This is a genomic window from Candidatus Eremiobacterota bacterium, from assembly GCA_031082125.1.
Taxonomy (GTDB): Bacteria; Vulcanimicrobiota; CADAWZ01; order CADAWZ01; family Ess09-12; genus Ess09-12.
Map to the genome: position 1 here is coordinate 86,369 of JAVHLM010000002.1, position 23,388 is coordinate 109,756.

At 56.5% G+C, this 23,388-nt stretch carries 17 protein-coding genes and 1 tRNA gene; 6 read left to right on the forward strand and 12 right to left on the reverse strand.

Translation table 11 applies throughout. The features are described from left to right. Nucleotides 1-52 precede the first annotated feature (52 nt). The 4 genes from RDV48_02800 (at nt 53) to RDV48_02815 (ending at nt 5,934) form a co-directional block, all read left to right on the forward strand. A complete protein-coding gene (locus tag RDV48_02800; protein MDQ7821704.1) occupies nt 53-1,657 on the forward strand; it encodes an HD domain-containing protein in 1,605 nt (534 codons plus the stop codon). 14 nt (nt 1,658-1,671) lie between these two features. Continuing rightward, nucleotides 1,672-3,825 (forward strand): tetratricopeptide repeat protein, encoded by a 2,154-nt coding sequence (locus RDV48_02805; protein ID MDQ7821705.1) that lies wholly within the window; start codon nt 1,672-1,674, stop codon nt 3,823-3,825. 41 nt (nt 3,826-3,866) lie between these two features. Further along, nucleotides 3,867-4,202, forward strand: coding sequence for a hypothetical protein (locus tag RDV48_02810; GenBank protein ID MDQ7821706.1), 336 nt, complete (start codon nt 3,867-3,869; stop codon nt 4,200-4,202). 157 nt (nt 4,203-4,359) lie between these two features. Further along, on the forward strand, nt 4,360-5,934 hold the full coding sequence (locus RDV48_02815; protein ID MDQ7821707.1) for a hypothetical protein: 1,575 nt from the start codon (nt 4,360-4,362) through the stop codon (nt 5,932-5,934). Here RDV48_02815 and RDV48_02820 read toward each other — a convergent pair. From RDV48_02820 to RDV48_02855, 8 genes are all read right to left on the reverse strand, one after another. After that, nucleotides 5,915-6,673, reverse strand: a complete 759-nt coding sequence (locus RDV48_02820) for an amidohydrolase family protein (protein ID MDQ7821708.1) — start codon at nt 6,671-6,673, stop codon at nt 5,915-5,917. The genes RDV48_02815 and RDV48_02820 overlap by 20 nt on opposite strands. A gap of 38 nt (nt 6,674-6,711) precedes the next feature. Beyond that, nucleotides 6,712-7,440, reverse strand: coding sequence for an amidohydrolase family protein (locus RDV48_02825; GenBank protein MDQ7821709.1), 729 nt, complete (start codon nt 7,438-7,440; stop codon nt 6,712-6,714). Continuing rightward, the gene (locus tag RDV48_02830; GenBank protein ID MDQ7821710.1) at nt 7,437-8,918 is read right to left on the reverse strand and encodes a hypothetical protein; all 1,482 of its coding nucleotides are present in this window, start codon (nt 8,916-8,918) and stop codon (nt 7,437-7,439) included. The genes RDV48_02825 and RDV48_02830 overlap by 4 nt, the downstream gene beginning before the upstream one ends. A 241-nt stretch (nt 8,919-9,159) precedes the next feature. Further along, nucleotides 9,160-9,414 (reverse strand): hypothetical protein, encoded by a 255-nt coding sequence (locus RDV48_02835; GenBank protein MDQ7821711.1) that lies wholly within the window; start codon nt 9,412-9,414, stop codon nt 9,160-9,162. A gap of 110 nt (nt 9,415-9,524) precedes the next feature. Next, nucleotides 9,525-11,057 carry a hypothetical protein gene (locus tag RDV48_02840; protein ID MDQ7821712.1) on the reverse strand — a complete coding sequence of 511 codons (1,533 nt, stop codon included), beginning with the start codon at nt 11,055-11,057 and terminating at the stop codon, nt 9,525-9,527. A 22-nt stretch (nt 11,058-11,079) separates the two neighbouring features. Then, entirely contained in the window at nt 11,080-13,164 is a 2,085-nt protein-coding gene (locus tag RDV48_02845) for a GAF domain-containing protein (protein MDQ7821713.1), read from the reverse strand. An 85-nt stretch (nt 13,165-13,249) separates the two neighbouring features. Continuing rightward, nucleotides 13,250-13,669, reverse strand: coding sequence for a DUF4878 domain-containing protein (locus tag RDV48_02850; protein ID MDQ7821714.1), 420 nt, complete (start codon nt 13,667-13,669; stop codon nt 13,250-13,252). Nucleotides 13,670-13,948: 279 nt separating this feature from the next. Then, nucleotides 13,949-16,300, reverse strand: a complete 2,352-nt coding sequence (locus RDV48_02855; GenBank protein MDQ7821715.1) for a hypothetical protein — start codon at nt 16,298-16,300, stop codon at nt 13,949-13,951. A 456-nt stretch (nt 16,301-16,756) separates the two neighbouring features. On the opposite strand from RDV48_02855, the gene RDV48_02860 reads away from it, so the two are divergent. Continuing rightward, a tRNA-Thr gene (locus RDV48_02860) sits at nt 16,757-16,828 on the forward strand. Between the two features lie 148 nt (nt 16,829-16,976). On the opposite strand, the gene RDV48_02865 is transcribed toward RDV48_02860, so the two are convergent. Beyond that, a complete protein-coding gene (locus tag RDV48_02865) occupies nt 16,977-17,513 on the reverse strand; it encodes an ankyrin repeat domain-containing protein (protein MDQ7821716.1) in 537 nt (178 codons plus the stop codon). A gap of 194 nt (nt 17,514-17,707) precedes the next feature. On the opposite strand from RDV48_02865, the gene RDV48_02870 reads away from it, so the two are divergent. Continuing rightward, nucleotides 17,708-19,051: an ankyrin repeat domain-containing protein gene (locus RDV48_02870; GenBank protein ID MDQ7821717.1), complete on the forward strand. Its 1,344-nt coding sequence runs from the start codon at nt 17,708-17,710 to the stop codon at nt 19,049-19,051. A 13-nt stretch (nt 19,052-19,064) separates the two neighbouring features. Here the strand turns inward: RDV48_02870 and RDV48_02875 are convergent, their stop codons facing one another. The 3 genes from RDV48_02875 to RDV48_02885 form a co-directional block, all read right to left on the reverse strand. Further along, nucleotides 19,065-19,898, reverse strand: a complete 834-nt coding sequence (locus RDV48_02875) for a glycosyltransferase (protein ID MDQ7821718.1) — start codon at nt 19,896-19,898, stop codon at nt 19,065-19,067. A gap of 199 nt (nt 19,899-20,097) precedes the next feature. Next, nucleotides 20,098-21,996 (reverse strand): WD40 repeat domain-containing protein, encoded by a 1,899-nt coding sequence (locus tag RDV48_02880; protein ID MDQ7821719.1) that lies wholly within the window; start codon nt 21,994-21,996, stop codon nt 20,098-20,100. Between the two features lie 167 nt (nt 21,997-22,163). Then, nucleotides 22,164-23,384, reverse strand: coding sequence for a GspE/PulE family protein (locus RDV48_02885; GenBank protein ID MDQ7821720.1), 1,221 nt, complete (start codon nt 23,382-23,384; stop codon nt 22,164-22,166). Between the last annotated feature and the right edge of the window lie 4 nt (nt 23,385-23,388).

The window sequence follows — 23,388 nt, forward strand, 5'->3', positions numbered from 1 at the left end:
CTGTTCCTGTCGAAAGATTACTGGTATATCATCATGGATGAGATGTTGCTTTATGGACGCCGTAATAAGCTTCTTGACCTCACATCCTTTTTTCTATAGCCTGGGAACAAAAGATATCCTCTCTTTTTCTTCTTTTGTCCACATCACCAATTACGCCCAGGGCCAGGTGATTCTGCGCCAGGGCTCCCTCAGTGACTCCCTGTTCATGATAATGAAAGGCCACGTGGTGATAACGGTAATCGACGAAGAGGGAAGGGAGCTCGTAGTGGCGCAGCGGGGCGTCGGCGAGTTCCTCGGCGAAAGGATTCTGGCCGGCGAGAAACAGTGGTTCTACTCTGCGAAAGCCGTAGACGAAGTGACGGTCCTGGTGATGGAGGGGCAGTCCTTCAGGAACGTGGTCCGTGCCTTCCCCGATCTCAATGAGCGCCTGGAGCGCCTCATAGCCCAGAGGGAAGCCCAGATGGATTTCTATCGCCTCGATTTCGAGAGCGATTACAGGAAAAGGGCAGAGGCTGCCACCTTCGCCATCGATCCCAGCCTTCCCTATCTCCTCAACCAGCTCAACGAAGCCGCAGGGGGGAAAGCCCAGCTTGAGCACTGCAAGTCCGTAGCTTTTCTTGCAAGGGAAATCAGCAAGATCCTGTGCCCCATGATGAACGAGCTTATTTACTGGGCAGGCCTCCTCCACGAGATCGGCAAGCTTGCCCTTGATGACAGCACCATCATCAGGCTGAGAAGCAAGGAGTCCCTCAGTGACGAGGAGCAAGAGCAGGTGGCCAGGATCTACGAGAATGCCATGGAGATTCTGAAGCCCGACGAGTCCCTCAGCGAGCAGATGTATTTTATCGGCTACCTGGGAAAAGAAAGCTACCACGATATGCCCCTGGAGGCCCAGATCCTCAGGGTCGCCAATGACTACATCGAGCTGCTTGAAACCAGGTCTGTCGTGAATGCCATCGAGGAGCTCAGGTCCCAGAGCGATATCATGTACAACCCCAGGATTCTTCAGGCTCTCGACGAGGTTTTTGACAAGTTTCACAGCCTCCGCCTGAACAGCCAGATCAACTTCATCAGGATGCTCAACGTGGCCCTCAACGCAAAAAATCCCGTCTCGGCGGAGCACACGAGCTCTGTTACCCAGCTCTGCCTTCTCTTGGGCAAGAAGCTCGGTCTCTCGAGGGAGCACCTCGAGGAGCTGAAGCTTGGATCAGAGCTTCACAACGTGGGCATGATATACGTGCCTCATGAGATCTTGAATGCCGAGCGCAAGCTCACCGAGGAGGAATTTGCCTTCATCAAGCGCCATCCCGTTGACTCGGCGGCCTTCTTCCAGGATATCACCGGGATGGAGCGGCTGAGCGACTTCATCCTCCATCACCATGAAAAATATGACGGCACAGGATACCCCAAAGGGCTTGCCGGGAACGACATCCCCCTTTTCTCGAGGATCCTGAAGGTCGCCGACGTTTACTGCGCTCTCCGGCGCCCACGGGTATACCGGAGAAACAAGAAGGGGGAGATCCTCTATTACAAGCCCCTCATGGCTCTCACCATCATGGGGCAGATGCAGCCCGGCGAATTTGACCCGGGCATTCTCTCCCTCTTCAAGGACATGCTCAAGAGGGGCGAGCTGAGAAGCCTTGCCGAGGAAGGGTGACGGGGAAAGCCAGAATGCATAGAAGAGCCATCGATATCTGCAACAAAGGATACGTTTTTGGCCTGGACGAGCGCTTCCAGGAGGCCCTTGAGCTTTTTGACAATGCTCTGGAGCTGGACCCGGGTCTTGTCGAGGCCTTGTCCAACAAGGCCGTTATCCTCTCCAAGACGGGCCATGTTCCCGAAGCCCTTCTCTGCCTGGAGAAAGCGGCAAAACTGAGGCCGGCCTCCTTTTCCGTGTGGATGACATGGGCCGACGTGCTTATCATGGCGGGTACCTATCAGGACGCCTTTGAGAAGGCAGAGCGGGCCACCAGGCTCTCCTTCAGGGACCCTCGACCCTGGATCACGAAAGGGAATACCCTTTTCAAGCTCGGGAGAAACGATGAGGCTCTGGCCTGCCACACAAAAGCCCTTTCAATAGACAGCAGGAACATACTTGCCTGGAAGAACAAGCGCCTTGTGCTTTACACGATGAAGCGCTACGGCGAAGCGCTTGAGTGCAGTGAGCAGCTCGTCAGGCTCAGTCCCTCCGACGTGGAGAGCTGGATAGGGATGGGGATCCTTCTGGAGGAGCTCTCCCGTGAGAAAGAGGCCACGGCCTGCTTTGAAAAGGCCCTCGAGCACAACAGCGAGAGCGCCCTTCTGTGGATATACTGCGGCCGCCTCAAGGAGAAGTCCGGCGACATCACGGGGGCAATCAGCGCATACAGCCAGGCTTTCAGGTACGATCCCTCCCTCGTGGAGGCCCGGCGCCACCTTACCGCCCTTTCGGGGAGGGGCGACGAGGAGGAGCTGAAAAAGGCCCTCATTGAAGATCCCGAGAACGTGGAGATCTACATAGAGCTCGGCTATCATTATTTCTCCCTGAACCAGAGCGAGGAGGCCCTTGAGATTTTCAGGCGCGCCCATGAGAGGGCCCCTGAGAACAAGGAGGTCCTGAACCTTATGGCCTGGATTCTCTATTACCGCGGGGCCATTGAAGAAGCCCGCGCGCTGGGAGATCAACTGATAAGCCGCGGCAAGGAGCCCCCAGGGGTGCATTACCTGATGGGTCTCATCTACTTTCAGGAGCAGAGGCTCAGGGAGGCCGAGGCGGAATTGAGGCTGGTCCTGGAGCATGAGCGCCATAACTACTCGCTGAGATATTACCTTGGCATGCTCAAAGGACAGATGGGCAGATTCGATGAGGCTCTCCGCGAGTTGAACGAGCTCATCCAGCTTGATCCCACCAACTTCGCCGCAAAAATTTCCGTGGGATCCCTCTATATCAAGCAGGGAAAGGCAGAGGAGGCCGAGACCCTTTTCCGGCAATTGGTGGAAAAGGACTGCACGCTCCCCGGCGCCGAGGAAGGCCTGATCTCGGCATATCTTCTCAGGAACAGGTACGACGAGGCCGAGGCGCTTTTGAACTCGATGGGGGAGAGAAACAAGAGCGAGGACTTTGTCCTCTATCATCTCGGGAACATCTGCTACGCGAAGGGAAAGCTCGAAGAAGCCTGCCGGATATGGACCCGCCTGGAAAAGCGCCCTGCGCACAGCGTTGACGAGAGATTTCTGCTGGCCCTTGTCTATTATTTCACCGGCAACCTGCAGAAAGCCGAGAAGGTGACTGCCGAAGGCCTCGCGATATACCCAGGGAACCTGGTGCTTCTTAATTGCATGGGGCTTGTGTGGCTCCAGGAGAAGCGGTACGAGGAAGTTCGCCAGGTGCTCTGCCACGAAGTGGCCCTCCTTCCCTGGTCAACCGATGCCCATTTCAAGCTGGCGCGTCTCTTGCTCACCATGGGCGAGCATGACAAGGCGCGGGAGCATTTCGGCAAGGCCCTTGCCTCGGAGGCCGACGCCACGCCGGTCACCATTGCCGCCGAAGGCTTTCTGAAGCTCATGGACAAGGCCTTTGACCAGGCCATCCAGGCGGCGAAAAAGGCCTCGGGCCTTGATATGAATTTTCCTGATGCCTATTTCCTCGCGGGGGAAGCGGCGCGGGGCCTCGGCAGATACGGCGAAGCAGAAGGATATCTCAGGAAGGCTTTTCAGCTTGTGCCCTACCACTGTGAGTACCGCGAGGCCCTGGAGGCTCTTACCGCCTCCAGGGGAGGCCCTCATCAGGGCGGGCATTCTCAGAACGGGTATTCTCAGAACGGCAGCGACAAGGGAGTTCTCTGAAGGCAGGGAAAGAATCCTTTACCGGTAAAGGGGTGAAGATCATGGGAAACAAGGGCAAGGATGATGAAGGCTGGCTTCAGCGAGAGGTGGACAGGAAGCGCAGGGAAAAGGAGGCCATGGCCTCAGTGTTCTCCGGGGCCCAGAAAAAGCGCCAGGAGAGCCAGGAGGCCCTCCAGGAGCTCATGAAGAAAGAAGAGGAAAGCCCGGAAGAAAAGGGCGGCCCCCTCTATACCCCGCTTGCAAAGGACCTTGATCTCCAGACGGAAAAAAAGAAAGCCATGGCAAAGGTCTTTTCGTCGGAGCAGGAGCGCCGCGAGAAGCAGCGCCAGGCCCTCAAGGCCTGGATGCTCGGCGAGGAAAAGAAAGAGGAGTCATGAAGCATTCCCGGCGGGAAGAAGAATCCGGGGAGAGGTTAACAAAATAGTAATTGACCTCCCTGGCAGTCTCTGTTATGATGTGAGGGAGCATTTATGCTCCCTTGATGTTTTCCGAGGCGAGGCCCGGGATTTCCGGGCCGATAAAGGAGTGGTGACCATGACATTGGATAAGATCGGGGCTTCATCGCCTTCCTACCAGGCTCCGCAGCGATCGTCTCCGCCCCCCGCGGGCGGCGAGGCGGCGGCGGCCGCTCCCGGCGACCAGTTCACAACGGGTGCTGCCGAGGCTCCCCGCCTCATGGCCAATCTGTCGTCTCTGCTGGGGGCGAAGGGCCTTGACAAGCAGACCATGGATTACCGCGTGAAGTCCTATGCCACGGGCTCTGACGGCACCACCTTCCTCTCCTACGGGTCGAACAGGAACGAGGAGGGAAAGGCGAAAGGCTACCTGTCGGCAGTCTCGAAGGAGGGGGAAGTTCTCTGGGAGGCGCCTGTCAGTGAAGAAGGGCTCTCGGAGCTCACCGTAGGCCCTGACGGCACTCTTTTTGCCACGACAAAAACCTCCATGAAGGCCTTCAATGCCGACGGCACCCTGAAATTTGACCACGCCTTCAAGGGAGAGGTGAAGGAGCATTTCATGGATTCGGCGGGGAACCACTACTTTCTCGGGCAGAGCCCCCGGGAGCTTTACCGGATTGCCGGGGACGGCTCCCCCCTGGAGCTTCCTGAGGCACTGCGCGGCCTTACTCCCCAGGAACTGAAGCACCCCTCGACCGATGAGCTTTACATGAGGGACGGCTCCACCATTTCTGCGTTCAACCTGAAAGAGGGCAGGAAAACGGGAGAGGTCACCTGGCAGGATACCATGGAGAAGAAGAACAATTTTTCCCGGTATATTGACCATTTTGATGTTGATGACAAGGGCCGGATAAAAGTCTGGATCCAGAACAATACCACCATACCCTCCCATCATTCCTTCCATGACGACCTGCACTTCGGCCTCGGCGGGTTCCGCCGTCCCTGGGGCGGCATGCCCCATCCTCCCATGGATGACGAGTTTTACAGCTCCACGACCGTCACCGATATGTCAATAGAGCAGCTCGGCAAGGAGGGGAAGGTCCAGTGGACGGCGGCGAACCTGGGCTCCGATCCCGTCTGCGGGCAGCTTCCCGATGGCAGCGTATTTTACACCACCAACAGGGATCAGCTCGTGGACAACCCGAAATACCAGGATCCCCCGCCTCCCGGCACATACGAGCCCAGGACCATAGCCTCGGGCAAGGTCTTCGTGGGGAGAGTAGGTCCCGGCGGCAAGAAAGATGAAGAGGCCCTCATGGTCGAGGGAAAGGTGAAGAAAATCCTCGTCAATGCTGAAAAGGGCACGTTCGTCGTGCGCCATGGCAACGACGGGGTTTCGGAGTACTCATCAAAGGGCGAGCTCATCCGGAGCGCCACGATTCCCGGAACCGGCAGCTACCTCTTTCCCATGGGCCTCCAGGGGAACGATAAGGTCATCCTTGAAGAAACCGAAGGCAAGAAGGCATTCTCCTTTGATATGGGAAGCGGCTCGCTCACCCCCCTTACCGACAGGGAGCGCGATTTCTCCTACAAGGTCATAAGCAAAGAGATGGGTGACGTGGAGGTCCCCGCGGGCGGCGGCGCCGAAGGCATCGAAGAGACCGACGAGTGGGTCACCATAGGGGGCATAAAGCTCAACAAGAAGGACCAGTAGCAGCAAGAAGGGCCGCCATGGTCTCCCCTGCGATGCTCTTTTTCGCCTCGGGAGGGAGGTGGGCCCTCCTCACGCGCTCCAGCTCGAACCGCATCTCGAAGAGGGGAGCCCCGCTTCCATAGACGAGCCTCTCAGGGCCAAGGGTCCTCGCCATCTCCTCGATAAAGTCCTCGCGGTAGATGCCCGATGTCTCCATAAGCACATTGGAATGCCGCAGCAGCAGCTGCCTGGCATGCTCAAGGCCGCCGCCGCTCACGTTGATCTGCCCTCCGCTGGTGGCGATTATGGTCACGCCTGGCCATTCCCCTGCCAGATCGCCTATCTGGCTCGCATGGGAGACGATGGGGAAGCCTCCCCTCACCATCACGGGAATTTTGTATTCCAGGGCCTTTTCCATCAGGGGAGCCATTTTTTTGCAGTTCACCTGGAAGGTCTCCTCCCAGGGATCGAGATAGAGCCCCCTGAGGCCCAGCGTTTCGACAGCCCTCGCAAGTTCCTCGACGGCTTTTGTCCCCCTGTGGGGGTCAACCCTTGCAAAGCCCGTGAAACGGTCGCCATGGGCCTTTACTGCCTTTGCAACGCGGTCATTTTCAGGCTCCAGGTGGTACTCAAAGGGTTTTACCGGGCAGAGCACGCAGCGATCAACTCCGCATGCGCCAAGCGACGACAGGATAGAGTTTTCGTCCATATGATGGCCGAAAAGCGAGGTTCCCAGGTGGACGTGGGCATCAAGTACCATGAATCTCTCCTCCTTGCGCTGCCCTGCGGGCAGAAAGCTCATGCGCCGTGGAGGCGCTCTATGTTCCCGTGGAAAAGGCAGGCCTCTTCGGCGCTTGAAAGCCCGGCGCACCGGACCTTCTCCGCGTCCAGATGCGGAGGGCATCCCGGCCCGTCGCTCGCGAAGATGACCCGGGCCGCCCCGAGCAGTTTCACGGCCTCCCTTATCACCGAGGGATAGGGCATGGCCGAGGTCTCGAGCATGATGTTGGCGTGGTGTTCTGCTGCTTTCAGGGCGTCAGCACAGTGGAAATAGCCTCCCATATGGCCCAGGATGAAGGTGGTGCCGGGGGCCAGGGCTGCAGCCTCGGCAATCTGAAGGGGCATGGTATATTCCTCATCTCCACAGTGGAAAAGGGCCGGCACGCCGAGCCTGCCGGCCTCCTTCAGGAGCTCCAGGGAGCTTTCATGGGCAGGAAGCATATGGTAGGCCACCGGGTGGAGCTTGAGGCCTTTGAAGCCGAGGTCCTCTATGGCATGCCGCAGGAGCCCGCAGGGATCTTTTTCCTCGGCGAGGTTGATGTTGGCGTAGCCTATGAATTTTCCGGGGTATTTTCTCACGCACTCATCGATGTAGTCTATGGAAACCTCGGCAGGGGCCCCGCCATATGACATGATAACAGACTTTTCCACGCCGGCCTCCTCCATGAGGGCGAGAAGGCGCTCGGGCGGCGAGTCCCAGAAGGAGCCGGGAACTCTGTGGACATGGGTATGGGCATCAATAATCATGGGGCACCTCCCTGAGTGGTTTCGTGGCACTGGCGGTAAAGGACGAGGGCGCAGCAGAGAGCGTCATCCTTTGAGGTGAGCCTGTCGCAGAGCTCCTGCTCCCTTATGCTGCGCAGGATAAGGCTCAGATGGGGGCCCCTGGGAATCCCTGCCGCCACAAGGTCATTGCCCTTTATCAGCCTGGGGGTGAGGGCACATTTGTCCAAGAGGTAGTCAAAGTCTCTCTTTTCCCTCACCACCGCCTTTTGATGGGCATTATAGAGGGTGATGAGCTGGCGCGCCATGGGATTCCCCGCCAGGATCTCCTCGGCGACTGCCCTCCGCTCCTCGAGACGTTCATAATTGACAAGGCAGAGAAACCACCTGAGGAGGTTTTCGATATCCCTCAGGTTGGGAAGGGCAAGCCGCCGCGCGACAATGGCCTGTCTTTTCGCCGTATAGAAGGCAGGGTCACCCGGGTGAGTCCCGCCGGGGACAGGCTTTTCCCCGTGGCCTGCCATCAGATCGCTGCATTCCTCGAGGGCAGTGTCGCAGAGGAGGCACGCGAGGAGGAGCGTGGCGGTGATCTCATGCGTGGCCGAGAAGGAGGGAAGGTATAGAAAGCGCCTCACAAAGATCTTTTCCCTTTCCCCGGCCATGGAGGCAAGCTCGGGGATGAGCTCTCTTAATGCCCCGCTTTTCTTCCAGTCATGGTAAGTTTCCACGGGATTCGCATGGAGTGACTTGATGAGCTCCTCGGCGATTCTCTCCATGGAGATCGTGTGAATGAGGGCGGGCATGGATTTTTCAATGGCCGCCCAGGTTTTTTTCTCTATCGTGAATCCGCGGCGCTGGTTTTTCTGCCTGATTGCGCGGAGCATCCTCAAGGGGTCCTCGGCGAAGCGCTCATAAGGGTTCCCCACGGCTTTTATCTCTTTTCTGGCAAGGCCTTTGAGACCTTGCTGATAGTCCACGATGGTGCCACCCACGGTCCTGCCCTTGAGGGTGAATTTGAAGAAGAGGGCGTTGATGGTGAAGTCTCTCCTGCTTGAGTCCTGGCGGGCCGTCACGTTCTGTGTCGAGATGGCAAAGTCCCTGTGCCCGCTTCCCGTGCTCTGCTCTTTCCGTGCAAGGGCCACGTCAACAGGGTTCAGGGCCCAGCGCACCGCTACTTTGAACACGGGGAAGTGTTTTCCCGCCGAGATGACTTCCTTGACCTGGAGGGCTGCTCTTCTTTTAAGGTCCCTGAGGATTTTTTCCAGGGAGGGGCTCTGAAGGCCGGTGATCATGAGATCGATGTCCTTGAGGTCGGACTTCCCTTCCAGGACATCTCTCACTGTTCCCCCTGCAAGATAGAGAGTTGCTCCGAGGGGGGCCATGGCCTTGAGGAGTTCTTTGATGAAGGCCGATAGCTTTCCGTGGTGGCGCACCCACCTGGTGAGCCTTGAAGCTCCCTCGTCTTCCGGCGAACTCTCATGCAATGCCTTTCTGTTCTTCATCAAGAGGGTATCATGCCTTTCCGGGAGTGGTCTTTACTTCCCCTTACTTATTCTGACCTCCGGCTCCTGAATCCTGGATTCCCCCGGGGGCTCCCGGGGAATTTCCATCATGGCTGGCACAAAGCCGTGGACGGAGGTATGCCGGTAACAACGCCGGGGGGCATGATCAGGAAAGGATAAGGTGAGAGGGAAAAATAAAAAAGGCGGAAGGCTTCCCTTCCGCCTTTTTCTTGCGTTCCGCTTAACCCTTGATGTATTCGTCCCACTTGTTGAACATCTTGTCCTGGGTCTTGGCGCGGTTGAGAGTCACATCCTGCTGAATTTCATAGATTTTTGTCTGCGTGTCCTGGAGTATCTTCCACTTGGTCCATTCATGCTTCTGCTTCTCAGCAGCCATCTGCATCGCCGTCTGCTCACCCTGCAGAGAGTCGGTCTGCTGCATCTGGGCCATGGTCATCATACTCGAGGAACCGCCACCACCTACGCCTCCAAACATAGCTCCAACCTCCTTTCAAAATATAGTTTCCTCTTACTCTGAATATCACCGCATGAGAGAAAAAAGTAAAGGGGTTTTGTAAAAAATTTTAAAAAAATTCATGAGAGCCGTCACAGGGGGGCTGCGATCCTCTTCCATCTCTCCCTGAAAAGGGCCTCTGAGTCTCCCCGGGCTGTCTCTTTCATGATCTGCCAGACTTCTGAGAAGGAGAGGGCGTTTCCATGGATGGGGTGACGCCAGTGCTCCTTGCCGTTTTCCGATATGATGACCCTCATGCGGTGATGGGTTTTGGGGGGAAGATAGATCCCTGCCGAAGCCTCGCGGTATTCCAGGCGGAGGCCGCTTTCCTCGGTATCATGGTAGGAGAGCGCCCTCCTCCCGCTGAGAGATCCCATGACGGCGCTCTCGATGACGATGCAGTCCTCAATGTCGGCTTCATGAAGCCATGATTTTATCACAATGGAGTTTTTTACCCTTCCGCTGCCTATATGGGAGCCCAGCACGACAGAGCCCGAGATTTCCGTGGCGTCTGTCCATGAATCCTTCACCGGAGGCGAGGGCACCTGGTAGAAGAGGCGCATTGCCTCGCCTTCGGCTGAGTTCTCCAGGAGCTTCAGGAGATTCTCCTGGTAGAGGGCGAGCTGGCCGTAGTCCCACCAATAGGAGTCACCGGTGTCGATGGCGCCGAAGGGGCGGATACCTTCGTCGCAGGAGGCGGAAAAGCTCTCCATGAACGATTTTACCCTGTCCCAGTTGGCTTCTGACCGCCCTGCCGCCCTGTATTCATCTCTCAGGGAGGTGAGGGGCTGCCAGAGGTCTGCATCGGTGTTCAGGCGGCAGGTTTTCTGGGAAAGCTCGCCCTGGTACTGGGCGAGGAGCATCTGGAGGAACCTTGTGGAGATCGAGAAAGAGCCCAGGCTGATGCCGGCCATGGCCTCCCTGCAGTGGGAGTTCCTCAGAGATTCTTTTATCCTCTCCAGGGGCATCTTCTCCCGGAGCTTCGCGTCGCCATGGTTCTGGAAAATAAGGAGGCCGTAATTCTCGAGCTCCCTGGAGAGAGGGACTTTTTTCGCGAGCATCTCCACATGGTGCGTTCCAGGGCACTTATAGCGCGCGGGGATAAAGACCTGATCCCCCCACCAGACCGAGAGCCTTCCCGGCCTTGTGGCGGCAAAGGGGCCTGTCTGGAGTATGACGGCTTCCAGGATGGTGAGCGGCGTGGCGGTGCCATTCACGGTAAGAAGCGACGGGAGCTTCACCGCTGATTTGGAATTGCACTCAGAGCCGGGAAGGGGGGCAAGGCGCGTGCCCAGCCCCGCGATATGATACATGGCGACGCTTTTCCCCGATTCCAGGAACCCGAGGAGCGTGGTGCCGCTCTGCTCCCTCATGAGCTTTTCCGCCTTCTCCCAGGCGTAGAGGGTGCCAAGGAGGTTCCCTGCGCCGTTTTCACTGTTCCAGTCTTCATAACAGGAGAATATAAGGGAGCCGCAGTTACTCACCATCCCCCTGGTGGCCTCGAGGCGCTCCTGCCAGTAGCGGGCTTCATGGGGGCTGTTGGTGGAGATGATAATGGCATCATACCCTCTGGCCTCGCGGGGTGCCCTGTGCATCGCGGCAATATAGTCATTCACAAAGCTCATTGCGGCCTTTCTCGATCACATGCTATATCAGGAGGCTTTCTGTAACGTTTTCGGGGTTGCATGAGGCATCAGTTTCTATGAGATGTATGAAGATTCTCACAATCTCGGGATCAAACTGCGTACCCGCGTTCCTCTGGAGCTCACTGATGGCCTCCTCGGTTTTCAGTGCCTTGCGGTAGGGGCGGTCGCTCGTCATGGCGTCAAATGAGTCGGCGACAGTGATTATCCTTGACTCGACGGGGATGGTCTTCCCGCTGATATGCTGGGGGTATCCTGTGCCGGAGTAAGTCTCATGGTGGTGATAGAGGAAGGGCAGGATCTTCTGGAAGGCTTTCACGGGCCTCATGATGAGGGCTCCGTGCTTCGGGTGCTCCTGGATGGCGGCGCGCTCCTCATAGGTAAGCTTTCCCGGTTTCAGCAGGATCTCGTCCTTCACGTTGATTTTTCCTATGTCATGGAGAAGGGAGGCGTAGTGAAGATTTTCCACCTCTTCAGGCCTCATTTTGAGTGCCTGGGCAATCTTCATGGAGTAGTGGGTTACCCTTATGGAATGGCCTTTTGTATAGGGATCCCTTGCTTCGATGGCGTTAATCAGGGCTTTTACCGATCCGATGAAGAGATCCTTGAGCTCCATGTGGAGCCGGGAATTCTCTATGGCGATGGCGGCCTGGTTGGCGAGCATCTGGAGGAGCCCCACATGGTCATTGATAAAATTCTCGTCTCGGATTTGATCGCTTATGTTCAGCACGCCGATGATTTTCCCCTTGATCTCTACGGGGACCGATATTGCGGACTTGAGCTCCTTGGAGTCCAGCGTGCTGTGGGAGTCGGCGAGCTTCACCCCCTTCTTTATCAGGATGGGCATGCCATCCCGCGCCACTTTGCCCGAGATGCCCTCCCCGATGATAATGCGTGTTTTCATCACGATGTCCGGGGAGAGCCCCACGGCGTTTACTATGCGCATTTCCTGGGTCTCCTCCTCGATGAGCATGAGGGAGCCCTTACGGGCATCGAGCATCCTGATGGCTTTGTCGAGGACTTCCTGGAGCACCGTGTCCAGATCAAGGGAGGAGCTGATGGCGTTGGTGATAAAGACCAGCATGGCCTGCTCCTGAAGCTTTCTCCTGAGACTCTCGTAAAGGCCCGTGTAATTGATGGCCATGGCACATCCGGCGGCGATAGCCTCAAGGAGGTCCAGTTCCTGCTCGCTGAACTTCCTGTCGTTTTTTGGATCGCTCACCGTGAAGACTCCCAGGGTCTTCCCCTGGGCAATGAGAGGCACCCACATGGAGGAGTGGCCGAAGTGGTGGTAAATCTCGGATTTCCCCGTTTTCACCACCATGTCCGCCACGCCTTCGTTGTGAGGGATAACGGTGTCCCCCGCGGAACCGTGAACGGCGCTGTAAGATGCCAGGCTTTCCAGGTTTCCCGTTTCCTCGTCAAGGGAGAACATGGAGGCCTTTTGCGCCTCGTAAAGGTGAGCCGTGAAGCGCAGCACGTCATACAGTATGTCCCTGAGCGGGAGGTCATTGTAGAGTGACCTGAAGATCCTGTAGAGAGATGAGACCTGGTGCTGGTGGTTTTTTGAATTCTCATACTCTTCGTGCCACTTCGTGATAATCGCGGTATAGCTTTCGCAGAGCCCCCTGAGCATGGCCACTGTTTCGCTCTCAATGACAGGGCACGCGGCGCTGATTGCTTCAATATCTTCACTGCTCATGTGGTACTGCTTCCCCCGGCTCTCCGCTTTTTTCCTCCCGCCGGTCTTTTCCCGGTAAGGTCCTGCAAGAAAAAGTATCTTGCCGCCTTCACACTCCACAAGGGGGATGACAAAAACCTTGAGCCCCCCGGGAAGATCATCAAGGATCCTTATGTGGGGAGAGAGGGGGCGGGGCATGGAGGCGCAGAGCTTTTCTATGAAAGGGATAAAAAAGGAAGGGGAAAGGGAAGAGTGTGCCAGGGGCTCATTGGCTTCGTCATCAGTGAAGGCCGATGAGAGCCCGAAAGAGGCGAGAAGAAATTCCTGGATTTGATGGATGGCCTCGCGCCGAAAAAATTCTTTGAGTGTTTTTCCTGGGTCGGGATTCTGATAAGTGTTTGTATTCATTACAGGATTGAAACTCTCTTCATCGGTTCTTTTGTGAGGCCTCCGATCCCTGAAGGAGGCTTTTCCTGAGGCTCAAGCCTGTGCCTCAGAGGCTCACTTTCCAGGCTCCTTTTTCCTTCACCAGGATCATCTCCTGCTGATAGGGCTCTTTTGACTCGAGAGGGAACTCCAGCGTGACGGTGGCTTTGCCGTTCTTGACCTCTTCCTTCACTATCTTCGTGGCCTTGAGCTGTGCCTTGAAGGCTTCGCTCTTGAGGGCGTCCTCGACGTGGCTTTTAAAGCCCGACGCGCCTGCTTTTTCTACGGGGCCTTCAAACTCTTGCTGCGATTTTTTTGAAAGATCCCCCCAGGCTTTGTGGTAGTCTCCCTTCTGGAGGGCCGTGACAAAGTGCTCCATCGCCGCTTTGGGCGTGGAGCCTTGTGCGCACCCGGCAAGCAGGGCTATGGCCACCGCAATAAGTGCCCCAAAGAGCACTGCGTGAGCCAGGGGTTTCATATGATTCATAGGGCACCTCTCCTTCCCGGCGAGTAATATGCTATAATTCTCCTTCCCTCCTGCTTTTCCTGTAAACAGGCACAGACCGATAGTAACAAAATGTTCCCATATCAGCCTCTTTCCATAAAAGAATCAGTCCCTGCATTCGCCCGAGAGCTTGAGGCGCATCGGGAGGCCAGGGGAATTCTCCCGGCAAACAAGATTTTGTCTGTGTGTAGATGCACCTGTAGGGACAAAATCCAATGTTTGCTGAAGAGGAGAATAGCCCCTGGCCTCTCATCACAAGTCCTACAGGTCCCCCATAGGCTTCAATGGTGAGCGGATTCCGCTGCCGCTGGTAAAGAAGGTAAGGTCATGGGGCGCACTGCCCCTGATGATGAGGTGCCCCTCGTGGACGCACCTGAGGTGGTGGGCCATGCAGAGGGTGATTCTGTTGTGAAGTCTGTCACTCCCCCCGTGTGAGCGGAAGATGATATGATGGGAATGAAGGTTGCGCCGGCACTTGCAGCCGGGAGCCTGGCACTGGTAGCCGTCGCGTGCAAGGGTCCTGTGGTGGATATCGCGCTTTTCGGGGAGGTCCCAGGCGGCGAGGAAGGTGTCAAGAAGGGCCTCGATGAAGAGCGCGAGCTCCTGCCCGCCCTCGGCGGCCTCTTCTGGTCTGCCGGCGGCCCAGAGTCTCACCGCGTGGTTCCAGAGGGGGATAAGATCTTTTTTGATGAAGAAGCGGATGATGGCGCCCCGGTCTGAGGGATTTGATCCGAAGGTCCCTTCTTTCGGGGTCTCTCCCGAGAGGATCGAGAGAATCCCGGGGAGATCGGGGTGCTCCCTGCCCCGGGTGACCTCCCAGATGACGGCTCCCCCGGAACTATCTCCCCCTTCCCCTGTTTTTTGCTGTGCGGAAATCTGGACTGCGGCATCCAAACCCATATCCCCATTGGGTTCATGGGCATTTGAATCAGCCTGGATAATCCTCTTGACGGACCTCCCCGTGACGGCCACCTCGAAGGCCTCGGGAGCGATATCCCACTTTTTGTGGACAGCCCTCTTCGCGAAGCGAAGGAATCCCTCGACAGCCTGCATGAGGGTGGCCACCGGGACCTCCCGGGCGTAGTCAAGCCACGCCCCCTTGACGCGGGTCCCCTCATTGAATACCCTGGCAAGATGCCGCGCCTGCTCAGGGGTGAGCTTCCCCGCCTGCACGAGGTCCAGCATATCGGGATACTCAAGATAGCTCCTTTCTGTTGAGATGAGGGAATACGCGGTGCTGCGGGACATTCCCAGGCGCTCCCTGGTATAGTGCCCGAGGGAGAGGAAGAGCATGTCCCTGTAGAGCCCGAAATTGTTGAGAGTCCGAAGGAGGCGCCCCTGGTAGAAGGAGAGGGAATGGCGGAGGGCCGCCATATTCCTGAGCCGTGCGACGGTTTCGAAGGGATCGGCAGGAGGGGTCGCCTGGGCGCCGGAAGCCTGGAACTCCCCGGGAAGCTCAGTGGTGACGGGCTTCCATGGGAGAAACTCCCACAGGTGCGACACCTCTTCAAGGTCCTTGTGGACCTGCCGTGCAAGCTCCTTTTCCTTCTCGCCGAAGGAGGCCTCGTCATCGAGGGAGCCGATGGCACCCGCCAGGGCGCCAAGGAGAAGGGCTTTCTTCTCGATGGCGGGATCGGTTCCGTTCTCCTTGGTGCCGGAAGCATCAAGGCTATTCCGAGAGTATGCCCCCTCGCCGTGGGTGACGCAGGCTCCCTGGGAGTCTTTCCCCTGCGAGCGGCAGAGAGAAGCTCCCGCGGCCTCCCGAGCCTCAGGCTTCCCTGTCCCGGAATCGGAATCCTCCGGAGACTGCACCGTTGTGCCAGGATCCCCGAGACCTTCGAGCGGCGCCGAAGCGACGAACTCGGCGATAAGAGCCTCCACGAACGACTCCGAAGGGAGGTCCGCCTCCTCCATCCTGCGGAACACCTCGAAGGCCCGGTCCCATTTCGCGGCAACGGAAAAAGGAACCCGCGCGCTTACCGCGAGGCTCCCTGTATCCTCTTCGTCGTCATCGGCGGCAGCAAATGAATTGATGCCGCTTCCCTCGGCACCGGACTTAAAACACTTCACCTCCTCTTCAATTTGTCTTATGGTGCACTCGATGGCTTTTGAGAGCCACTCCGCCTCGTTCTCGGGCGTCACGACCTGGAAAAGATACCGCAGCGCGCTTTTGCGCAGAAGCCCCTGTTCAAGAGCCTCCCTGATGAGGGGGAGCTTCTGAAGGGCCTTCGCATTCCTCATCAGCTCATAACCGCTCCTGGATGAGAGGCCCAGCTCCTCGCGTGCAAAGTCGCCGACACGCACATAGCCGAGCTTCTCGAGCTTCCCGTGTAGAGAAAGAAGTGCCTCCCCGATGAGAAGATCGAGCCTGACCCCGGCGGAAGAGAGGCACCAGAGGTTCCAGTCCAGGACCTCCCCGGTGAGATCCCGGAATATGTGCCGGCTGTCAGCGCGTGAGAGCACCTCGTCGGCGCCATAGGTCACCAGGGGCATACCAGGGGCAGCCTGGAAGACCTGCCCGCCCCCCATCACGGCTTCATAGCCGGGATACTCGCGGCGAGCAGCCTTCCTGTGTGGGGCCATTCTGAGGTGAGAGCCGGCCGGCGTGTTCACGATAATCCTCCTTTCATAAGTGATTCACTTGTCATGAGTAACATATGTATCCTTTATTTTATTATACCCTATAATAGATGCCGAGTCAAAAGAGCTGTCTGCAGAATGTATTGTGATTACTGGGTTTCATGACCATCACCAGATGCCCCTCTATGGGATGGAAAGGTCTGTTGGGCGATTTTTTCGCTCTAAGCCTCTGAAGGCCCATCCAGCGAAGAGAAAAGGCGCCCTGCGGCAGTGAATGGAGAGACCTGAGGGAAAGGGGGTGGGAAGAAAAATAATTTCAGGCGGGAGCCCCCTCTGCGGAAGCAGAGGTATTTCAGGATCCTGCCGCTGAGCCCATCGATGGTGCAGGCAGATCCGGGAGAAGTCCCTGAGATAAGGTGATATGATATGCCCGGCAGAAACTCTTTACATAGGGGAAAAAGTGTGCTATAATCCTGCCACGGCAAAGACGCCGGGGTGGCTCAGTGGTAGAGCAGCTCACTCGTAATGAGCAGGTCGGCCGTTCGAATCGGCTCCCCGGCTTCTTTTATTTCTAAGGCTCCGGGGCATTTACGAAGTTACTGGGTTTTCAGGGGTTGTGCCAGATTTGTGAACTTTCCCCGGCAGGGTTGCTTCATTGTGGCTCCAGAGCCAAAGCAGAGTTGGCCCTCGTGGCTCAGCCATGAGGAGGTCAATAAGGCCGTTCCCTCGCGCCGTGGGCTTTGAGGAGGCCTATTATTTCTTTATAACCTACAGTGCTTGCCATTTGAAGAGGGGTAATGCCATCGTTATCTCTGGTATTGATATCAGCGCCCTTGGAAAGAAGCAGTTTTACCAGTTCTTTTTGGTCTTTGCAGCATGCATAGTTTAGAGAGGTCCAGCGGGTATTGTCCTTTGTATTCACATCAGCACCCTTGGAAAGGAGAAACTTGGCTACTTCTATGTCGCCTGCCAGGTGTAGAGGGGCACGGCCATATTTATCCTTAGTATTGACATCCTTTCCTGCCTTTATAAAGAGTTTCACTGCTTCCAGGTTTCCTGCTCCAACCTGCTCGATAAAATCCTCATCAGTATAAGGAATATTTTTGTTCTCTAATGCAATGCGAGCGCGTTCGTTTTCACTTGCACACCCAATAAGAAACAAGCAGCATAAGACGATTATCACAGTGAATGGCTTATTCATTTTCCCTCCTCTTTCCTCATCGTGCACCATCACAACGACTCTCATTATATCGCTCTCTTGTCCCGATTCATATGAGAAAAAGTCTAGTCTTTTGGGGAGGCTCTCATGGGTCATGCCAGAGCTGGCCCTCGCCTTGGTCGCCTATCACAGGAAAGCCCTCAGTGAAATGTTTTTGTTAAAATTTTGGACTTTTTCAGAAATCTATTGTATACTATTTTGCGAAAACCAGGGGGCGACACTTGAATGATGAAAAGAGAGAGACCGTGATCGGTGAAAAAGAACGGGCACAGGAAGAACTGAAAAGGGAAAATATCCCTTTTACCGGCCAGGCTTTCCTGAGTCAGATACGGGAGGGGAATCTGGAGGCAGTAGAGCTCTTCCTCAAAGCAGGTAGAGACGTGAATGCCACTTGCAGTGAGTCAATGGGGACTTACACTCCCCTGCACGGGGCAAGCGAAAATGGTCAGAGAGAAATAGCCGAATTCCTCATCTCACAAGGAGCAACAGTCGATGCGAGGGGAAACTATGGCATCACTCCTCTGCACGCTGCCTGCCATAAAGGTCAGAGAGAAATAGCCGAGCTCCTCATCTCACAAGGAGCCGGCGTCAATGTAAGGAGCGATGATGGCATAACGGCCCTTCACTGGGCATACAGCGGAGAAATCGCGGATCTGCTCATCCGCAATGGCGCCGAGGTCTGCGCAAAAGACAGTAAGCTTGCGACCCCTCTTCATTGGGCAGGCACCGGGGAAATTGCAGATCTGCTCATCTCCCGTGGAGCGGAGCTTAATGCCAGGACGGAAGATGGCTGGACGCCGCTTCACTACGCGGGTATTAATGGCCAGAAAGAAGTGACGGATCTGCTCATCTCCCGCGGAGCGGAGGTCAATGGGGAGGATAACCATGGCTTTGCACCTCTTCACCTGGCCAGCTGCAAAGGGAACTATGAAATAGTGGAAGCTCTCCTTGCCCGGGGTGCCCGTGTCAATGGAAAGAATAAAGATGGCATTACTCCTCTCCACGGAGCAAGCAGCTGCGGGCACAAAGAAATAGCAGCACTCCTCATATCCAGGGGTGCCGGGGTCAACGAAAAATCCGGCGATGGCAGGACACCGCTTCATGAGGCAAGCAGCTATGGCTGGAAAGAAGTGGCGGAGATACTCATCCAGAGGGGTGCCGATGTCAAGGCAAGGGCCGGCGATGGCAGGTCACCGCTGGACATGGCAAGCAGCTATGGGCATAAAGAAGTAGCGGAGCTCATTGTCTCGAGTGGCGCCGATATTGACGGAAGGGGAAAATTTGGTGTCACTGCCCTTCACAGGGCCAGTGCCAGAGGCTGCAGGGAAGCGGCGGACTTTCTTATCTCCAGAGGTGCCGATGTCAATGCAAAAGCCGAGGATGGCAGGACGCCGCTGCACATGGCAAGCGGATTCGGCCATAAAGAAGTGGTGGAGCTCCTTATCTCACGGGGTGCCGATGCCGCGGCACCCGACAAATCAGGGAGGACACCGCGGCACATGGCGGAGATTAACGGTTACAAAGGGATAGTCAAGCTTCTCTCGTCGCACGGCGCAGAGGATTGACAGAAACAGGGCACTATAGCTCCATATCTTTCAGGAAATTTCTCTTTTTCCCATACTTGTCAAGGGCATCAGCCAGCATGGAATCGCGATTCCGCTTCGTGGGCTCGAATTTTCCCACCTTTGTGTCGTGGTTCTGATGGATTACATAGATATCCCTGGGTGAGACGGTCTTCCATCTGTTCATCCGCCGGCGCTGCTGGAAATCATAATCCACCGTGCCCCAGTGGGGAGATTCGTTCAGTCCCCCGAACTTTTTCCATGCCCTCCTCGTCATGCCTCCAAATACCCAGGATTCCCAGCATTCTATGGTTTCAACGATTTTTGGCGTGTAATATTGATTCCCGGTCATCCCCAGGTATTCTTCCCCGTCAGGGGAGTCTCTGTAAAAATTTTCCATGGTTCTTACCTGGTAGAAATCGGACTGCCAGTCAATGGTTTCCAGTCTCTTCTGCAAGTGCGGGGTCATATAGTAGACGCGGGCATTAAAATATGCATTCTCATTCTCCCGGAGCGCGCTGTTGGCGTTTTCAATGCAGTCGAAGCATACCATGACCTCCGGGTGGGTGATATACACAAATTCTCCTTGTGACATGATGATGCCCCGGTTGATAATGGCCCCGGCATCTCTCCACTCACCGGGCTTCTTGTCACTCAGCCGCTCATAGCGGATGGCGAGATCACCTGAGAAAGAGCGCACCAGGCTCTCGGTATCATCCTCGGAGCCGTCGTCCAGTATGATAAGCTCAAAATCCCTTGTGGTCTGTTTTTTGTAGGTGACGAGGGAGTTTTTCAGCAGATGGGCCCTGTTGTAGGTGCATAAGACCACGCTTGCAGAATTCTCAATCACGAGCGCCTCCTGTAATAAACCGGCTCCCGGGAATAGTATCCCGGCAGTGCCTCCCTTTCTGTCGTTCAGATATTATTATATCAGGTCTTTGTAAACAAGAAAAGTCGCAGTGATGGAATATTGTGCGCCGGTAGAGCGGGAACCTGTCGAAATGACATGGGCGGTATACAAGGCTGGAGCCGATTATGGCGCGTGTCTTTTATTGGGAAGGCTTCAGCATGGTCATGGGGAAGGAGCGCACCTGGCTTTTTGTGCTGATATCCCAGAGGCGCACTGTGCCGTCATCACCGCCGCTTGCAAGTGATTTCCCGTCAGGGGAGAAACAGGCTGACCGCACCGCATCGCTGTGCCCTCTGAATAAAGCCGTTTCCTTGCTGGTTTCCGTATCCCACAAATGGATGAGGTTGTCGTCTCCTGCCCCGGCCAGGCTCTTCCCCCCGGGGGAAAAGTCCAGGCAGTTGAGACACCAGTCTCCCTTGCCAATGGTGCAGCGCAGAGCTCCTGACAGGGCATCCCATATCCTGACGGCTCCGCATAATGAAGCGGCGGCAAGAAGGTTTCCCCCGGGAGATGCAGCCATGACATAGACCGGATCCGGCTGCGGTGCCCACGGCAGCTCAGGCTTCATCCCTTCCTCATCCAGAAAGGAGAGCGAGGAGCCTCCAAGGGCAAATGCTCTGATGGCAGGGAGCGCGGCCAGGGTGTGGAGTTTATCAGCCTTGGCCCGGCTTTTCTCCCTGCCTGTTTTACGGTCCCAGAAGAGGAGCGAGCCGTCGTAATAGGCGGCCGCGATGGCAGTGCCGTCGGGGAGCGCAGCCAGGGAGTCCAGCCACTGGGAGAATGAGCCGTCTCCGGCCTCTCTTTTTCTCACAAGGGCGCGCAGGTGCTTGCCCGAGGGAAATTCCCAGAGCCTCAGCGTTCCGTCAGGGCTTCCGCTGGCCATCACGGGGCTCCCGGAAAGCCAGGTAAAACAGCTTATCCAGCCGGTGTGCCTCAGCAGGATCTTCTTCAGCTCGCCTGATTCCATGTCCCACATCCTGAGGGCTCCATCGACAGAGCCTGCCACGAGGCACGTACCGTCAGGAGAGAAAGCGAGGGTATAAACATAGTTGGGCTCCGGTGAGAGGGTCTGGAGCACCTGGCCGCTCTCCGGATCTATGAGCACGGCCATATTTTTTGCTCCGGCGGCCAGCACCCTTCCATCCTTTGAGAAAGCTACGGGAAGCATATGGTTCGCCCTGAGGTTCTGTATGCTCTGGACCGAGTGGTTCTTTGCATCCCATAGATACAGGCTCCCCCCATCGAACCCGGTGGCAAGGAAGCGACCGTCAGGGGACCAGGCAATTGAATCGATTGACTCCCTCTCGCTCCTGTCGCCGGAGCTGAATTTTTCAAGAAGCCCCCCCTTTCTTGCATCCCATATTACTATGGTATTGGGGGTTTCTGATGTCTTTGCGTAACAGCAGGCAATGGTTCTGCTGTCAGGTGAAAAAGCCATGGCTTTTATACCGGCGAGCATGGGTTTCGGCTCACCCGGAGATGAGAGCTCCAGTGCTCTTCCCCCGGCAAGATCCCAGACGCGCGGACAATTATTGAAGCCGCACCCTGCAAGAAGCGTCCCGTCAGGGGAGAAGGCAACATGCTCCACCGGGGTGCCTTTGATGGTATGGACGGCATATCTTGTTCTGCTCCTTGTATCCCAGAGCCACACGGTGCCGTCGCCGAAGCCTCCCGCAAGAAGGGATCCATCGGGTGAATAGGCGAGGGCATGGAGATTTGCCCCTGGTCCCTTGAGCTTCCCCGCCATTTTGCCAGATGGCAGCTCATGGAGAGACACTTCCCCATAGGTCCCTGAGGCGGCGGTTTTCCCGTCAGGCGTCAGTGCCACAGTACCCGGCTCAAAGCGATGCAGGAGCTTCCCCGAGCCCATGTCCCACAGAAAAACTCCCCCGTCACCCCCTGCGGCGAGCACTTTCATGGAAGGGGAGAATGCAATGCTCTCTATATTATAAGTGCTGTCGCCCTGCTGATTGCGCGCCTCGAGCCCTGCGGTGAGAAGCGCGAGAAAAAGAAAAAAGGGGATGATGCCTCTTGCCATAAGTACACACTTTTCTCATTTTCCAGATATTCCTTCTTGTCACCATGGGAGGGAAGACTGCCCTTGTCGCATCGCCGTTACATGCCGAAGCAAAGATTCCATAATGTCTGAACCGGTGAAAGGAAACTTCTGTATAATTGATTTCGGTGCCTGAGAACAGGAAGCGCCTACACCATCGAGCAGCGGAGGGCCTCTTCAACGGTAGTTATCCCTTCCTTGGCCTTCCAGAGGGCGCTCTCCCGGAGCGTCGCGAGGAAGAGGGGCCTGAGCTCCTCCCTCAGCTCGGCAAGTGACAGGTTCCTCGTCAGAAGCTCGGGGAGCTTTTCGTGGCGGGGCAGGATTTCATATACCGCTGTTCTTCCCAGGTAGCCTGAATGATGGCAGCGGGCACATCCTTTGCCGCGGTAAAGCACGGCCGGGGAATCCCCCTTTCCCGGGATGCTCCCCGCGATTTCGGCAGAGCTTTTCACTTCCTCCCTGCAGTGAGGGCAGATCTTTCTCATGAGGCGCTGGGCTATGACCCCTTCAATGGTCATGCCCAGCAGGTAGGGCTCTATGCCTATATCAACAAGCCTTTTCAGCGCCCCCGCCACGTCGCTCGAGTGGAGCTGAGAGAGCATGAGATGCCCGGTGAGGGAGAGCGTCATCAGGAGCCGGGCTGTCTCGGCATTCTGGATCTCACCGCAGAAGATGACATCGGGGTCCTGTGACATGAGGGCCTTGAGGGCCTTGGCATGGGTGAATTCCGAGTCCACGGTAGTCTGAACGAGACCTTCCAGGTGGTATTCAATGGGGTTTTCCAGGGAAATTATGCTGCAGCGGCCTTTTGTTCTCTCATGGAGATAGCCCAGTGATGCGTAGGCCGTGGTGGTCTTGCCGCATCCCGTGGGCCCTGTGTAGAGGATGAGGCCGAAAGGCTTGTCCAGAATCGATTTGATCGCTTTTTCCTCTTTTTCAGAGAACCCCAGCGTTCCCATGTCACCCTTGAGGAAGCTCACCTTGCCCGGGTCCAGGATCCTGAGCACCATCCGCTCGCCGAAGCATGTGGGGAATGTGGCGATGCGCAGTGTATACGCGACTGTCTTTTTGTCGATCTTATCGGTCGTGAAGGTGACGATTCCCTCCTGGGGGGTTCTGATTTCATCGGCCTTGAGAGCGGCAGCTTTTTTTATTACCCCAAGGAGCACTGAGATGACAGGGAGGGGGTGCCGGGAGATTTCCTGGAGGAGGCCGTCGATTCTGTATTTAATCACGCCCTCCTTCTGGCCCGGATCTATGTGGATGTCAGAGGTCCGCTCCGCGATGGCGTCAACGGCGATTCTGAGGGACAGCTCATGGGCGACGAGCTCCTCTTCGTCTTTCGTAGTGAACTGTGCAAGGCTGTTCACAAAA

What these genes read in the sequence shown, in the direction of transcription:
- RDV48_02800 (MDQ7821704.1), top strand. Translation starts at nt 53, where the DNA reads ATGGACGCCGTAATAAGCTTCTTGACCTCACATCCTTTTTTCTATAGC.
- RDV48_02805 (MDQ7821705.1), top strand. Translation starts at nt 1,672, where the DNA reads ATGCATAGAAGAGCCATCGATATCTGCAACAAAGGATACGTTTTTGGC.
- RDV48_02810 (MDQ7821706.1), top strand. Translation starts at nt 3,867, where the DNA reads ATGGGAAACAAGGGCAAGGATGATGAAGGCTGGCTTCAGCGAGAGGTG.
- RDV48_02815 (MDQ7821707.1), top strand. Translation starts at nt 4,360, where the DNA reads ATGACATTGGATAAGATCGGGGCTTCATCGCCTTCCTACCAGGCTCCG.
- RDV48_02820 (MDQ7821708.1), bottom strand. Translation starts at nt 6,673, where the DNA reads ATGGTACTTGATGCCCACGTCCACCTGGGAACCTCGCTTTTCGGCCAT.
- RDV48_02825 (MDQ7821709.1), bottom strand. Translation starts at nt 7,440, where the DNA reads ATGATTATTGATGCCCATACCCATGTCCACAGAGTTCCCGGCTCCTTC.
- RDV48_02830 (MDQ7821710.1), bottom strand. Translation starts at nt 8,918, where the DNA reads ATGAAGAACAGAAAGGCATTGCATGAGAGTTCGCCGGAAGACGAGGGA.
- RDV48_02835 (MDQ7821711.1), bottom strand. Translation starts at nt 9,414, where the DNA reads ATGTTTGGAGGCGTAGGTGGTGGCGGTTCCTCGAGTATGATGACCATG.
- RDV48_02840 (MDQ7821712.1), bottom strand. Translation starts at nt 11,057, where the DNA reads ATGAGCTTTGTGAATGACTATATTGCCGCGATGCACAGGGCACCCCGC.
- RDV48_02845 (MDQ7821713.1), bottom strand. Translation starts at nt 13,164, where the DNA reads ATGAATACAAACACTTATCAGAATCCCGACCCAGGAAAAACACTCAAA.
- RDV48_02850 (MDQ7821714.1), bottom strand. Translation starts at nt 13,669, where the DNA reads ATGAATCATATGAAACCCCTGGCTCACGCAGTGCTCTTTGGGGCACTT.
- RDV48_02865 (MDQ7821716.1), bottom strand. Translation starts at nt 17,513, where the DNA reads ATGAGAGTCGTTGTGATGGTGCACGATGAGGAAAGAGGAGGGAAAATG.
- RDV48_02880 (MDQ7821719.1), bottom strand. Translation starts at nt 21,996, where the DNA reads ATGGCAAGAGGCATCATCCCCTTTTTTCTTTTTCTCGCGCTTCTCACC.